Source organism: Burkholderia sp. FW306-1C-G01B (genome assembly GCF_058781685.1).
In genome coordinates this window covers 196,906-211,369 of record NZ_JBYSWZ010000007.1, presented here as the reverse complement: position 1 = coordinate 211,369, position 14,464 = coordinate 196,906, and the positions used below count along the sequence as shown (strand labels likewise).

The 14,464-nt window shown below is 68.3% G+C and carries 13 protein-coding genes; 9 read left to right on the top strand and 4 right to left on the bottom strand.

Going from position 1 to position 14,464, the window contains the following annotated elements; translation table 11 throughout:
• Window positions 1-86 precede the first annotated feature (86 nt).
• The 3 genes from flgK (at window position 87) to AC3WLY_RS16120 (ending at window position 4,850) form a co-directional block, all read left to right on the top strand.
• Window positions 87-2,018 (top strand): flagellar hook-associated protein FlgK, encoded by a 1,932-nt coding sequence (flgK, locus tag AC3WLY_RS16130; RefSeq protein WP_492310636.1) that lies wholly within the window; start codon window positions 87-89, stop codon window positions 2,016-2,018.
• A gap of 17 nt (window positions 2,019-2,035) precedes the next feature.
• Window positions 2,036-3,271, top strand: coding sequence for a flagellar hook-associated protein FlgL (flgL, locus tag AC3WLY_RS16125; protein WP_175963358.1), 1,236 nt, complete (start codon window positions 2,036-2,038; stop codon window positions 3,269-3,271).
• Between the two features lie 271 nt (window positions 3,272-3,542).
• Window positions 3,543-4,850: a solute carrier family 23 protein gene (locus AC3WLY_RS16120; RefSeq protein WP_310135532.1), complete on the top strand. Its 1,308-nt coding sequence runs from the start codon at window positions 3,543-3,545 to the stop codon at window positions 4,848-4,850.
• Between the two features lie 45 nt (window positions 4,851-4,895).
• Here AC3WLY_RS16120 and AC3WLY_RS16115 read toward each other — a convergent pair whose 3' ends face one another.
• The 4 genes from AC3WLY_RS16115 to AC3WLY_RS16100 all read right to left on the bottom strand — a co-directional run bounded on the left by AC3WLY_RS16115 (window position 4,896) and on the right by AC3WLY_RS16100 (window position 8,559).
• The gene (locus AC3WLY_RS16115) at window positions 4,896-5,363 is read right to left on the bottom strand and encodes a hypothetical protein (protein WP_492310637.1); all 468 of its coding nucleotides are present in this window, start codon (window positions 5,361-5,363) and stop codon (window positions 4,896-4,898) included.
• A 192-nt stretch (window positions 5,364-5,555) separates the two neighbouring features.
• Window positions 5,556-6,062 carry a spore coat protein U domain-containing protein gene (locus tag AC3WLY_RS16110; protein ID WP_492310638.1) on the bottom strand — a complete coding sequence of 169 codons (507 nt, stop codon included), beginning with the start codon at window positions 6,060-6,062 and terminating at the stop codon, window positions 5,556-5,558.
• A gap of 198 nt (window positions 6,063-6,260) precedes the next feature.
• The gene (locus AC3WLY_RS16105) at window positions 6,261-6,767 is read right to left on the bottom strand and encodes a Csu type fimbrial protein (protein WP_425132755.1); all 507 of its coding nucleotides are present in this window, start codon (window positions 6,765-6,767) and stop codon (window positions 6,261-6,263) included.
• A gap of 907 nt (window positions 6,768-7,674) precedes the next feature.
• On the bottom strand, window positions 7,675-8,559 hold the full coding sequence (locus AC3WLY_RS16100) for a transcriptional regulator GcvA (protein WP_175963362.1): 885 nt from the start codon (window positions 8,557-8,559) through the stop codon (window positions 7,675-7,677).
• Between the two features lie 96 nt (window positions 8,560-8,655).
• On the opposite strand from AC3WLY_RS16100, the gene AC3WLY_RS16095 reads away from it, so the two are divergent.
• From AC3WLY_RS16095 to gor, 6 genes are all read left to right on the top strand, one after another.
• Window positions 8,656-9,282: a chromate transporter gene (locus tag AC3WLY_RS16095; RefSeq protein ID WP_492310639.1), complete on the top strand. Its 627-nt coding sequence runs from the start codon at window positions 8,656-8,658 to the stop codon at window positions 9,280-9,282.
• Window positions 9,279-9,806, top strand: a complete 528-nt coding sequence (locus AC3WLY_RS16090; RefSeq protein ID WP_152864145.1) for a chromate transporter — start codon at window positions 9,279-9,281, stop codon at window positions 9,804-9,806. Before AC3WLY_RS16095 ends, AC3WLY_RS16090 begins: the two co-directional genes overlap by 4 nt.
• 58 nt (window positions 9,807-9,864) lie before the next feature.
• Window positions 9,865-10,584 carry a YoaK family protein gene (locus AC3WLY_RS16085; RefSeq protein WP_175963364.1) on the top strand — a complete coding sequence of 240 codons (720 nt, stop codon included), beginning with the start codon at window positions 9,865-9,867 and terminating at the stop codon, window positions 10,582-10,584.
• Window positions 10,585-11,068: 484 nt separating this feature from the next.
• Window positions 11,069-12,190: a porin gene (locus tag AC3WLY_RS16080; RefSeq protein WP_111017804.1), complete on the top strand. Its 1,122-nt coding sequence runs from the start codon at window positions 11,069-11,071 to the stop codon at window positions 12,188-12,190.
• Between the two features lie 375 nt (window positions 12,191-12,565).
• The gene (locus tag AC3WLY_RS16075; protein WP_175963365.1) at window positions 12,566-12,793 is read left to right on the top strand and encodes a hypothetical protein; all 228 of its coding nucleotides are present in this window, start codon (window positions 12,566-12,568) and stop codon (window positions 12,791-12,793) included.
• A gap of 244 nt (window positions 12,794-13,037) precedes the next feature.
• A complete protein-coding gene (gene gor / locus AC3WLY_RS16070) occupies window positions 13,038-14,393 on the top strand; it encodes a glutathione-disulfide reductase (protein WP_492310640.1) in 1,356 nt (451 codons plus the stop codon).
• Window positions 14,394-14,464 lie beyond the last annotated feature (71 nt).

Sequence of the window (14,464 nt, the reverse complement as noted above, 5' to 3'; positions counted from 1 at the left end):
TTCCTCAATTTTTTCGATCCGCGGCCGTTATACCGGGAGTTACGCAACCCGGCGGCCGCAGCGCGGCCGGCTCATCAGGATCGCGCATGTCCAACTCACTCATGAACCTCGGCGTCAGCGGCCTGAATGCCGCGCTCTGGGGCCTCACGACGACCGGCCAGAACATCAGCAACGCCGCGACGCCGGGCTATTCGGTCGAACGCCCCGTCTATGCCGAGGCGAGCGGCCAGTACACGAGCAGCGGCTACATGCCGCAGGGCGTGAACACCGTCACCGTGCAGCGGCAGTACAGCCAGTACCTCAGCGACCAGCTGAACGGCGCGCAGACGCAGGGCGGCGCGCTGTCGACGTGGTATTCGCTCGTCTCGCAGTTGAACAACTACGTCGGCAGCCCGACAGCCGGCATCTCGACCGCGATCACGAGCTACTTCACGGGGCTGCAGAACGTCGCGAACAACGCGTCCGACTCGTCGGTGCGGCAGACCGCAATGAGCAACGCGCAGACGCTCGCGAACCAGATCACGGCGGCCGGCCAGCAGTACGACGCGCTGCGCCAGAGCGTGAACACGCAGCTCACGAGCACCGTCACGCAGATCAACGCGTACACCGCGCAGATCGCGCAGCTGAACCAGCAGATCGCGTCCGCGAGCAGCCAGGGCCAGCCGCCGAACCAGCTGATGGACCAGCGCGACCTCGCGGTGTCGAACCTGTCGAACCTCGCGGGCGTGCAGGTCGTGCGCAACAGCGACGGCTACAGCGTGTTTCTCGCCGGCGGCACGCCGCTCGTCGTCGCGGACAAGAGCTATCAGCTCGCGACCGTCACGTCGCCGTCCGATCCGAGCGAGCTGACCGTCGTGTCGCAGGGGATCGCCGGCGCGACCCCGCAGGGGCCGAACCAGTTCCTGTCCGACGCGTCGCTGTCGGGCGGCACGCTCGGCGGCCTGCTCGCGTTCCGCAGCCAGACGCTCGACCCCGCGCAGGCGCAGCTCGGCGCGATCGCGACCAGCTTTGCCGCGCAGGTCAACGCGCAGAACGCGCTCGGCCTCGACCTGTCGGGCAACGTCGGCGGCAACCTGTTCACGACCGGCTCGCCGATCATCTACGCGAACCAGGGCAACACCGGCAACGCGGCGCTGTCCGTGTCGTTCGCGAACGCAGCGCAGCCGACCACGGGCGACTACACGCTGTCGTACGACGGCACGAACTACACGCTGACCGACCGTGCGAGCGGCACGGTGGTCGGCTCGTCGGCGTCGATGCCGGCGTCGATCGGCGGGCTGAACTTCTCGTTCACGTCGGGCTCGATGAGCGCCGGCGACAAGTTCACCGTGCAGCCGACGCGCGGCGCGCTGAACGGCTTCGGCCTCGCGACGTCGAACGGCTCGGCGATCGCGGCGGCGGCGCCGTACGTGCCGTCGGCCACCACGACGAACACGGGCACCGGGACGATCGGCGGGTTGTCGGTCACGAGCCCGGCGGCCGCGGCCAATGCGCATAACTACACGATCACGATGGGCGGGACGTCGGCCGCGCCGACCTATACGGTCACGGACAACACGGCCGTGCCGCCGACGACCACCGGCGCGCAGCCGTACCAGGCCGGCACGCCGATCACGCTGACGGCCGGCGTCACGGTGACGGTGTCGGGCACGCCGGCGGTGGGCGACACGTTCACGGTCGCGCCGAACACGGGCGGCACGAACGACGGCAGCAACGCGCTCGCGCTGTCGAAGCTCGTCAACTCGAAATCGTTCGGCAACGGCTCGACCACGTTGACGGGCGCATACGCGAACTACGTGAACAGCATCGGCAACACGACGAGCCAGCTGAAGTCGTCGAGCGCCGCGCAGACCGCGCTGGTCGGCCAGATCACGCAGGCGCAGCAGTCGGTGTCGGGCGTGAACCAGAACGAGGAAGCGGCCAACCTGATGCAGTACCAGCAGCTCTACCAGGCGAACGCGAAGGTGATCCAGACGGCGTCGACGCTGTTCCAGACCGTGCTCGGCCTGTTCAACTGATTTCGGGGACCGAAGCGATGAGGATTTCCACCACCCAGTTCTACCAGCTGAACGTCGCTCAGATGAGCGACCAGCAGGCGCAGCTGTCGCAGCTGTACCAGCAGATCTCGAGCGGCGTGAGCCTCGCGACGCCGGCCGACAACCCGCTCGGCGCGGCGCAGGCCGTGCAGTTGTCGATGACGTCGGCGACGCTGTCGCAGTACGCGTCGAACCAGAACGCCGCGCTGTCGTCGCTGCAGAAGGAAGACCAGACGCTCATCAGCGTCAACAACCTGCTGAACAGCATTCATACGGTCGTGATCCAGGCCGGCGACGGCTCGCTGTCCGACAGCGACCGCTCGGCGCTGTCGACGCAGCTGCAGGGCTATCGCGACCAGCTGCTGACGCTCGCGAACTCGACGGACGGTTCGGGCAACTACCTGTTCTCTGGCTTCCAGTCGACCACGGCGCCGTTCTCGAACGCGTCGGGCGGCGGCGTGACCTACAGCGGCGATATGGGTTCGCGGGAGGTGCAGATTGCCGACACGCGTTCGATCTCGCAGGGCGACAACGGCGCAAACGTGTTCCTGTCGGTGCCGATGCTCGGCAGCCAGCCGGTGCCGCTCGCCGGCGCGGGCAACACGGGTACGGGCACGATCGGCGCAGTGTCGATCACGAGCCCGTCGGCCGCGACCAACGCGCACCAGTTCACGATCGCATTCGCCGGCACGGCGGCCGCGCCGACCTATACGGTGACCGACAACTCGGTCGTGCCGCCGACCACGACCGCCGCGCAGCCGTATTCGGCCGGCGCGGGGATCGCGCTCGGCAGCGGCCTGTCGGTGCCCGTGTCGGGCACGCCCGCGCCCGGCGACACGTTCACGGTCACGCCCGCGCCGAAGGCCGGCACCGACGTGTTCGCGGCGCTCGATACGATGATCGCCGCGCTGAAAGTGCCGATCAGCAGCAACACGACTGTCGCGGCCGCGCTCGCGAACGCGATGACCACCGGCACGACGAAGCTGAACAACATGATGACGAACGTCCTCACCGTGCAGGCGTCGGTCGGCGGCCGCGAGCAGGAAATCAAGGCGATGCAGACGGTGAACCAGACCAACACGCTGCAGGTCACCAGCAACCTCGCTGACCTGACGAGCACCAACATGGTGTCGACGATCAGCCAGTTCCTGCAGATGCAGAACGCGCTGACGGGCTCGCAGAAGGCTTACGCGCAGCTTCAGAACCTGTCGCTGTTCCAGTACATCAATCCGTGATGCACGGTGCGCCGGCGGCGATGCGAGCACACGCTTGCGTCGCCGCCGGCGCCATCCGCCGCCGCCCGCGCGCAACGCACGGGCGGCCGCTTCACCGGGCCGCACGGCCGCGCGCCGGTTCGCGCATGCGGCGAGCCGCGCCCGCGCTTTCCGGTGGCCCGTTCGGGCTTGCCGTGCTTGCCAGCCCCATTCCCGCTCCGTAAACTCGCGCCAGATTCCAGACCGGTGCGCCCTCCGCAGCCGGCGACAGACCGACAGGAGCCCTTTCCCCATGTCCGATTCCTACTTCCCGCGCTGGCGGGTGCAATCGACCGGCGCGGCGTCGCGCGTGGTCGGTCCCGACGAGCGCCTGCCGTGGCCGCAGATGGTCGCGATGGGCGTGCAGCACGTCGTCGCGATGTTCGGCTCGACCGTGCTCGCGCCGCTCCTGATGGGCTTCGACCCGAACCTGTGCATCTTCATGTCGGGCATCGGCACGCTGCTGTTCTTCGCGCTGGTCGGCGGGCGCGTGCCGAGCTACCTCGGCTCGAGCTTCGCGTTCATCGGCCTCGTGATCGCGGTGACGGGCTACGGCGGTAGCGGCCCGAACCCGAACATCCCGGTCGCGCTCGGCGGGATCGTCGCGTGCGGCGTCGTGTATGTCGCGCTCGGCGCGCTGGTGCAGGCGATCGGCACGCGCTGGATCGAGACGCTGATGCCGCCCGTCGTGACCGGCGCGGTCGTCGCGGTGATCGGGCTGAACCTCGCGCCGATCGCGGTCAAGGGCGTGTCGGCGTCGACCTTCGATTCGGTGATGGCGCTCGTCACGGTGCTCTGCGTCGGCGGCGTCGCGGTGTTCGCGCGCGGGATGATGCAGCGCCTGCTGATCCTCGTCGGGCTTGCGATCGCGTACGCGATCTACGCGATCGCGACCAACGGGATGGGTCTCGGCAAGCCGATCGACTTCGCGATCGTCGGGCATGCCGCGTGGTTCGGCGTGCCGGCGTTCCGTACGCCGGTGTTCGACCCGCACGCGATGCTGATGCTCGCGCCGGTCGCGGTGATCCTCGTCGCCGAGAACCTCGGCCATATCAAGGCCGTCAGCGCGATGACGGGGCGCAACCTCGACCGCTACGTCGGCCGCGCGTTCATCGGCGACGGCCTGGCGACGATCGTGTCGGGCAGCGTCGGCGGCACGGGCGTCACGACCTACGCGGAGAACATCGGCGTGATGGCCGTCACGCGGATCTATTCGACGCTGGTGTTCGCGGTCGCCGCGCTGATCGCGATCGGGCTGGGCTTCTCGCCGAAATTCGGCGCGGTGATCCAGACGATTCCGGGCCCGGTGCTCGGCGGCGTGTCGATCGTCGTGTTCGGGCTGATCGCGGTGACGGGCGCGCGGATCTGGGTCGTCAACAAGGTCGACTTCTCCGACAACCGCAACCTGATCGTCGCGGCCGTCACGCTGGTGCTCGGCGCGGGCGACTTCTCGCTGAAGTTCGGCGGCTTCGCGCTCGGCGGGATAGGCACCGCGACCTTCGGTGCGATCATCCTGTACGCGATCCTGCGCAAGGAAAAGGAGCCGGGCCCGGTGCTGTGAGCCGCGGCGCGGATCATCGCCGCGGGCCCCGGCGAGCGTCGGGCATCACGGGTTGGGCTGCACCGAAAACGTAATCGGCCATGCGAAGGTCCCGTCCTTCGCCTTCGATGCGAACACGAAGCGATAGGTCACAGTGAAGGTCGTGTTCAGCGCCGTATACGGCACGGCGATCTTGCCGCCCGTCGCCGGCAGCACGACCTTGTCGCCGATTCCGCTGATCTCGATCGAGCTGAACTGCGACTGGCTGGCGGCGGCAACCTGCACCAGCACCGTGTACCCGGCCCGGTCGTTGGTCTGGACCGCGAGCGTCGTCCCGGCGGGGTTGTTGGCGTTCGGCACGCTCAGGTTGCCGATGGTCGTGTCCTTGTTCGCGATCACGAGCTGGGTCGGACTGGTCTCCTTGATCCGCGCATACGCCTGGACCGTCGCGCCGACCTGCAGCGACCGGTTGGCCTGCTTCGCATCGGTCTGGCCCGGCGCGGCGCCGAGCAGCGCGATCGATAGCGCGGCCATTGCGGCAAACAGCCGCCGCGCGTGGCGGGCGGCCCGCGGCGGGGCGAGAGGCGCCGCGCGGGTCGGTCCGCATGGGCCGCACCGCGATGCGGCGGCGCTCGCTGTCTCGGTTCGATTCATGGTCTGCCCCCGTTGTCCGAGTTGGTGATGGCGATCGACGGCGGTACGCGCATGCCTGCGCCGCCGTCGCGCCTAGTAGTTGAACAGGATCGTGATGTTCGTGACCGCGTATCCGCCCGGCACGACGTTCTGGCCGCCGCGGATCAGTCCGTACACGGTTGCGTTGAAGGCGCCGGCGCCCGTGATCTTGCCCCACGAAATCACCGACGTGCCGCTCGTGCCGTCACCCCAGATCGACGTGTGCGCGCTGTCGAGATACAGGTTGTAGCCCAGCGTTTGCGTGCCGCCGGTCCTCGTCATCAGGCGATTCGCGAAGGTGCCGCCGCCCGGGCTCGCCGTCACCGTGGGCGTGGCGTTGCCGTTGCCGCTGCAGTTGACCGAGATCGTGACCGCGGAGGTGGCGGCGTTGAGCGTGTCGTACGTGCGGAATACCATCGACGACGGCGCATTCATCGTGCAGGTCGTCGCCGCGAGCGCGGGCAGCGCGGCCAGCATGCCCGCGCCGGCCGCGAGCGCCGCGGCGGCGGCGCGCAGGTGCGTCGGCCGGTCATGCCGCCCGGCATGCTTGCGATGTCTCATGGTGTGACTCCCTTGCAAAGATGTTGCCTGGCTGTCGACGCATGCGGCGGCGAGCGTCACGGCCGCGATCCAGGTCGCGAGTTTGCGCACGTTCTGTTTCGTGACAGATCCACCTCCAAGAGATTCGCTTCGCCACGCGCGGCGGCTGCCGGTGGGGAGGGCCCGTGCATGCGGGATGCGGCGGGCCCCCGCGCGGCACTAAAACGTCACGGTGACCGTCACCGTATCGGCGTAGTTGCCCGGCGCCGCATTGGGCTGATCGGGCACCTTGCCGTAGACGGTCTTGGTGATCGCCTGGGCCATCGCCATGCCTGCGCCCGTGCCGTTGACGGTGTCGGTCGGCGGCGTGTTGCCCCAGACGACCGTGCGGCTCGAATCCTGGTACAGCGTGTAGTTGAGCTGATTCGAGCCGCTCGTCATGATGCGGTTGGCCACCGTCGCGCCGGACGTGGTGCCCGCATCCAGGCCGATGTTGAAATTCGTGCCGTTCGTGCAGCGCACCGTGATCGCCGACTGCGCCGTCTGATCGTTGGTGCCTGGCGTATAGGCGGGGAAGGTCAGCGCGCTTGCCGAGTCGATCAGGCAGGTTGCGTTGACGGTGGCGGACACGCCGAAGGTCGAGCTGGTTTGGCCGGCCGACGCCGCGACGGCCACGCAGGCGAGCGATGCGGCAAATGCCGCCTTGGTCAGTAAGGATTGCGTCATGATGGGTTTCCCCCTTGAAAGCTGGAATGGCGGCCGGTGCGACGAGAGGGTCGTTCGGGACGGGGTCTCGATCGTCCGGATGCGCGATGAGTTTTCTGGTTGCATCGGAATCGGGTCGTTTGCTGGGTGGGCACCTTCTTCGTGTCGGTATGCGCCGGCCGGACCGGCGCGGCGCCTGGGGCTCGGGAGGCCTGGCTTCGGCGCTGCGGGGCGTACGACATCCCGCAGCCGTCGCCGCCCGCGCGCTTGTCTGCGCGCGGGGCGGCGGCCGGCGGCAATGCCCGCGCGAACGGCGCGGGACGTCGTCGCGGCGCGCATGCGCCCGGCAGGGGCTTCCCGGGGGGCGCCTATCGAATCGAGGCGTCGTGACGTCGGGTGACGGTGCGGACCGTGTCGGCGCATCGGATGTCGACGGTGCGAAGTCGCGCCGCCGGCATCAGCCGATGCGTCACAGGAGCAGTGATAGGAACAGTGAGGCGAGACAGCAGCCGTGTGACGGCCGAAATGATTTTCGACATGATTTCCCCGACCTGCTTGATGAATGTTTGTCGCCTGCATCGAGCCGCTTGGCCGTGCAGTCGTTTTTGTCTGCACGGTTGCATGAGCAAGCAGCGGGCCAGCGCGCGGATTGCCGCGCGGACAGGGGCCGAGCGGTCGCTGCCTGCAGCCGTGCAACGTGTCGGAGGCGGTAATGTTTCAGGCGTGAAACCTGCGGCGGCAGAGCCGGTCGGCGGCGCGCCGGGCCTGGTGCGGAACGGCCGGACCGAAGGGGGATCGCAGGTGCGGCGCGACGGCGATTCCGCAGGAGAAACGGACGCGCCGCATGCGGAACGGTTTCAACCTTGCAACGCGTGCGGGGCGGCGGCGCATCGCTGCCGTTTCGATCAGGCGCCGGGTGCGCGGCGCGTCATGCGTTCGCATTCGACTGCGCTTCCAGCCACGCGCAGAACTGCGCGACGAGCGGATCGTCGGCCGGCGCGCGCGGCGCGATCCACCAGTAGCTGCGCGTCGCGATGCGCGGCCCGGACAGCGGCATCACGAGCCGGCCGCTCGCGAGCTCGTCGTCGATCAGCGGCAGCGGGCCGAGCGCGACGCCGAGCCCGTCGACGGCAGCCTGCAGCGCCAGGTAGAAGTGGTCGAACGACTGCCGCTTGCGCCCCTTCATCACGACGCCGGCTGCCGCGAACCAGTCGCGCCAGCCTTCCGGCCGCGTATCCGAATGCAGCAGCACGTGCCGTGCGAGATCGTCCGCGCGCGCGATCGGCGCGCGCTTGAGCAGCGCCGGGCTGCAGACCGGAATCACGCTTTCGTCGAGGAAGTGGCCGCTCGTGCAGTTCGGCCAGTGGCCGGGGCCGCGGCGGATCGCGACATCGAAGCCGTCGAGCGCGTCGAGCGGCGCGTTCGACGTCGACAGTTTCAGTTCGACGTTCGGCACGTCGCGCTGGAATCGCGACAGGCGCGGCAGCAGCCATTTCATCGCGAAGGTCGGCAGCGCATTGATGCGCAGCACGCGCGCAGCACCCGTGTTGCGCAACTGCTCGGTCGCGTGCGCGATGCTGTCGAACGCCGCACGCACGGTGTCCAGGTAACGGCGGCCTTCGTCGGTGAGCTTCACGCGCTTGCCGTAGCGGTGGAACACCGGCTTGCCGAGCCACGCCTCGAACGCGGCGATCTGCCGGCTGATGGCACCGTGAGTCACATGCAGCTCGTCGCCGGCGGCGCTGAAGCTTTCATGTCGTGCCGCTGCTTCAAAGGCCCGAAGCGCGGAAAAGGGCGGGAGATCGCGTGCCATGCTTGTGATTCTAGATCACAAGGGCGCGCCGATAAAATCGTTTTGCCGGGATCCTGAACGGCGGTAACCTCGGCTGACCGTTTGATGAGGATCCCCATGCAATCCGTTTCCCCGCAGCCTGCCGCGTCACCTCGCAGCGTCGGTCTCGCCGAGCTGTTCACCGGCTTCCTGTCGCTCGGCCTCATGTCGTTCGGCGGCGCGCTGCCGTTCGCGCGGCGCACGATCGTCGACGAGCGCAAGTGGCTGTCCGCCGACGAATTCACCGATCTGCTCGGCCTGTGCCAGTTCCTGCCGGGCGGCAACGTGATCAACCTGTCGGTTGCCGTCGGCATGCGCTTTCGCGGCATCGCCGGCGCGTTCGCGGGCATTCTCGGGCTGATCGCGGGCCCGACGCTCGTCGTCGTCGCGCTCGGCGTGCTGTACGCGAAGACGCAGAACGATCTGCACGTGCAGCACCTGTTCGCGGGGCTCGCCGCCGCGGCCGCCGGGCTGCTCGTCGCGATGGCCGTGAAGGTCGCGAAGCCGCTGCGGCACGCGCGCGCGGCGGCTGGCATCGCGGCGCTCGCGTTCGCCGCGATCGCGGTGCTGCGCATTCCGCTGCCGACCACGATGCTCGTGTTGACACCTGTCAGCGTCTGGATCGCGTCGCGGCGTCGCGACGCGGGCACGCCGCAGCCGGCGCAGGCTGTGGTGCGAGATACGCAGCCCGGAGGCCGGCCATGAACGACACGCTGGTCGCGATCGCGACGATCTTCAGCCAGTTGTCGCTGCTCGCGTTCGGCGGCGGCAATACGATCCTGCCGGAGATGCAGCGGCAGGTCGTCGACGTGCATCACTGGATGAGCGCGCACGAGTTCACCGCGCTGTTCGCGCTGGCCCAGGCGGCGCCCGGGCCGAACATGATGATCGTGTCGCTGGTCGGCTGGCACGTGGCCGGCTGGGCCGGGCTGCTCGTCGCGTCGCTCGCGAAGTTCGGGCCGTCGTCGATCGTCACCGTGCTTGCGCTGCATGCATGGGAGCGCTTTCGCGACCGGCCGTGGCGCCGCTACGTGCAGCAGGGGATGATGCCCGTCACGGCCGGGCTCGTCGCGGCGAGCGCGGTGCTGATCTCCGACGCGTCGAACCGCACGGCGATCCAGTGGGGCATCACGGCCGCCTGCGCGCTGCTCGCGTGGCGCACGCGCATCCATCCGCTGTGGCTGCTCGCGGGCGGCGCGCTGATCGGGCTCACGGGCATCGGGCAGTGAGCGAAGGACAAGCCATCTCCCGTGCCGCATACTGGCGCGAATTTTCACGGGAGGATCGATGGATCTCGACGGCGCCAGCCGCAATCTCACCGTCGCCGCGTTGCTGACGCTGTCCGGCGGCTACCTCGACGCGTACACGTACGTCGGCCACGGCCACGTGTTCGCGAACACGATGACCGGTAACGTCGCGCTGCTCGGCATCAACCTGTCGGCCGGCGAATGGGCCGCCGCGCTGCATCACGTGCCGCCGCTCGTCGGCTTCGTGATCGCGGTGTTCGTCGCGCACCTGCTCGGTCTCGCCGCGCAGCGCGGCTGGATGCGGCATACCGCGTTCGCGAGCCTGATCGTCGAGATCGCGTTTCTCGGCGTCGCCGCGAGCGGCCTCGTCGGCGCGTCGAGCGCGTGGCTGATTCCGGGCATCTCGTTCGTCGCGACGCTGCAGACGCTGTCGTTCACCCATCTCGAGGAACTGTCGTACACGTCGGTGATGACGACCGGCAACCTGCGGCGTGCCGCGCAGAAGCTGTTCGTCGGGTTGATCCCGCGCTACGACGCGGGTGCGCTGCACGACTCGGCGCTGCTCGCGACGATCAGCTTCTGCTTCCTGGCCGGCGCGGTGGTCGGCGGCCTCGTGACGCGGCTCGCGCCGGACGTCGCGCTGTGGGGCGCCGTGCTGCTGCTTGCGGGCGCGTTCGCGGAGATCGTGCGGCGCGCGTGGCGTCGCGCGGGGAGCGGCGGCGGCAGTAGCGACGACGACGGGGCGGCGCAAGCGGCCTGATGTGTGTTTTACGCGGCAGCCGTTGGCGCCGCGTTCCGGATTGACCGCGTCACCGCTTAATCAATTCACCGAGTCACTACCGAATCACGATCCGCCGGCGCACCCGAACGTGGGCCGGTTGCACCGGTCGCGCCCGCTGCCGGCCTTCGCGACATGTTCCGGTTGCATCGACCGCGCCAACCCGCCCGCCGCGATACGCCATTTACCGCGTCGCACCATCGCCGACCCTTACAGTGCCGTGCACACCCGCCGATGCCGTCGCGAACCGTCCCGCCGGCGCGCGACGCAAGCCCGGCACGGCCCGGCGCGGGAAACGTTGTTCCCGGGCGACAGTCGCGCGATTACCGCGCGTTTCAATTTCTTTCAGCGATTGCACTCGTCTTATGATTCAGGCCACATCGTGCGCGCCAAGAGCGTGTGCGATCGCCACCCGGCTGCGCACGCGGCCGGCAATGAACGGAGACACCCACAAAAAGGAAAGCTCATGAAGCAGACCACCCGACTCGCAGCCATCGCAGGGGGCGCCGCGCTCGCATTCGCCAGCCAGTACGCGGCCGCACAAAGCTCGGTCACGCTCTGGGGCGTCGCCGACGTCAGCGTCCGGTATCTGACCAACGCGAACGCCAAGAATGACGGACTGCTGTCGATGTCCAATGGCGCGATCACCAACAGCCGCTTCGGCATCTACGGCACGGAAGACCTCGGCAGCGGCCTGAAGGCCGTGTTCAACCTCGAAAGCGGCGTGAACCTGCAAAACGGCGCATTCGCCGACAGCGGCCGCCTGTTCAATCGTGCGGCATACGTCGGCCTGCAGAGCCCGTACGGCACGGTGACCCTCGGCCGCCAGAAGACGCCGCTGTTCGATCTGCTGTCGGATACCTATGATCCGCTGACGGTCGGCAACTACCTCGAAAATGCATGGCTGCCGGTCGCACTTGGCGGCGGGCTGTATGCGGACAACCAGATCAAGTACACGGGCAAGTTCGCGGGCCTGACCGCGAAGGCGATGTACTCGACGGGCACCAACTACGAATCGACCGGCGCCGGCGGCTTCTCGGGCCAGATTCCGGGTTCGCTCGGCAAGGGCAATGCGTGGGGCGTGTCGCTGTCGTACGTGATGGGCCCGCTCAGCATCGCGGCCGGCGCGCAGCAGAACAGCGACAACTCGGCGCGCAAGCAGACCATCTACCACGCGAACGTCGTGTACGCGTTCAGCAAGGCGAAGGTCTACGCGGGCTACCTGCGCTCGAAGGACGACACCGGCTTCGTCGACAGCCTGCTCGCGCAGCAGACGATTCCGGTCGCGAAGGGCACGGGCCGGATCGACGACGGTCCGTTCGCGGGCGTGAGCTGGCAGGTCAGCACGCCGCTGACGTTGACGGGCGCGTTCTACTACGACCACATGCGCAATGCGATGACCGCGAACGGTACGCTCGCGAGCGGCAACCGCTACGCGATCGTCGGCATCGCCGAGTACGCGCTGAGCAAGCGCACCGAAATCTACGGCACCGTCGACTTCAACAAGACGAACGGCGCGGCGAACGTCGAGCTGCCGGGCCGCAGCAACCAGACGGGCATCGCGATCGGCCTGCGCAATATCTTCTGACGAACGTCGGAACGCACGCGCCGGCATTCGGCCGGCACGCATCGAAGAGGCTCCGCAAGGCGCCTCTTTTTTTTCGTCATGCGGCGTTCATACGCGCACACGACTATTCGGCAATCGCTTCATCACGGATTCCCCGCGCCGTAAGCGATCCGTCGGCATTCCAGAACATACTTTTACAGTACGCGCGAACGCTTTCCGCTACGCTGCGTGCATCGTCCGCTGCGTGCCGCCGTGCACGCGCGTGCGTCGTTCCGGTGGCGCTCGTCGAGCGTGGCCGGCCTGGTGCGTAACTTGTGTATCCGGTGATGACAGACACGGTCTGCCGGTTTTTTTCGTGGGACGATCGGCCTCACGATTTCTTGAAAGGGGATGACGATGGGTATCCTGGACACCGTGGGCGAAATCGCCGGCGCAGTGGCGGCAGTCGAAGCCGCGGAAAAGCTGGATCCGGATGCGGGCCTGCTGACAAAGGCGGCAGCGGCCGTCGCCGGCTTCAAGGGCGCCGAAGCGATCGAGGGCATGCTCGAGAAGAAGGAAGAGAAGCCCGAACAGGCGGCGGACGATACGCAGGCGACGGACGGCAGCGACACGTCGCAGGCATGAGCATGGCGGCCGGTTCGGCCGCGGGCGCGCGCCTCGCGCGCCCGGGCGGACCGGTGCCGCGCGGCCGGCAGGTCGGGCATGTGGTCGATCGGTGACGCATGGCACACCCGGCAGCTGGTTTGACCGGCGAGAGGCGACGCTTCTCGCCGTTTTTTATTGGGCGCGCGCCGGGTCGTGCCGTGCGCCGCAAGAATTCCGGAATCTTGCTATCGTGCCGTCATCCGAACTGCGATGAGGCAATGCGATGGATTTCGACTACGACCTGTTCGTCATCGGGGCCGGCTCGGGCGGCGTGAGGCTCGCGCGGATGTCGGCGTCATACGGCGCGCGCGTCGGCATAGCGGAACAAGAGCAGATCGGCGGCACCTGCGTGCTGCGCGGCTGCATTCCGAAGAAGCTGCTCGTCTACGCATCGCACTACCCGCACGAAGTCGAGGACGCGCAGGGCTTCGGCTGGACCTTCGGCGCCGGCACGCTCGACTGGCCCGCGCTGATCGCCGCGAAGGATCGCGAGATCAATCGGCTGAGCGACATCTACATCAATTTGCTGCGGCAATCGGGCGTCGAGATGCACGCGGGGCGCGCGACGCTCGTCGATGCGCACACCGTCGCGATCGGCGAACGCACGATCCGTGCGCGCCACATCGCGATCGCGACCGGCTCGCGTCCGTCGCTGCCGCATCGGCCCGGCATCGAGCATGCGATCACGTCGCGCGAGGCGCTGTCGCTCGCGACGTGTCCCAAGCGCATCGCGGTAGTCGGCGGCGGTTATATCGCGGTCGAGTTCGCGGGCATCTTCAACGGCTTCGGCAGTCGCGTCGACCTGTTCTATCGCGGCGAGAAGATTCTGCGCGGCTTCGACGACGACGTGCGTCGATTCCTGACCGACGAGATGACGAAGCAGGGCGTCGCGATCCACGCGCGCACGGTGGTCGAATCGATTTCCCGCGCGGACGACGGCACGCTGAGCGTGCGCGTCGGCGATGCGCAGCACGGGCCGTACGACGCGGTGCTATATGCGACCGGCCGCGTGCCGAATGTCGACGGGCTCGGGCTCGAGCAGGCGGGTGTGATGCTCGACGCACGCGGCGCGATTGCGGTCGATGCGTATTCGGCGACGTCGGTCGCGTCCATCCACGCGATCGGCGACGTCACGTCGCGGCCGCAGCTCACGCCGGTGGCGACGCGCGACGGCGGGCTGCTCGCACGCACGCTGTTCGGCGGGTCGCGCGTCGCGGCCGATCACGAATGGGTGCCGTCGGCCGTGTTCAGCCAGCCCGAGGTCGCGACGGTCGGGCTGACCGAGGCCGATGCGCGTCGCGCGTATGGCGACGTCGACATCTACCGCACGTCGTTCAAGGCGCTGCGCCACACGCTGTCGGGCCGCGACGAGCGCACGCTGATGAAGCTCGTCGTCGCGCGCGACAGCCAGCGCGTGATCGGCGCGCACATGGTCGGCCGCGATGCGGGCGAGATCATCCAGGGGATCGCGATCGCGATTCGCGCGGGCGCGACGAAGGCGCAGTTCGACGACACGATCGGCATCCATCCGACCGCGGCCGAGGAGTTCGTGACGATGCGGCAGAAGGCGGCCGACTAGCGGCGCGGGGTGACGCACAGACGCGCCGGCGGCATAACAATCGGGCGCATTCGATTTCCTGCCCCGATTGC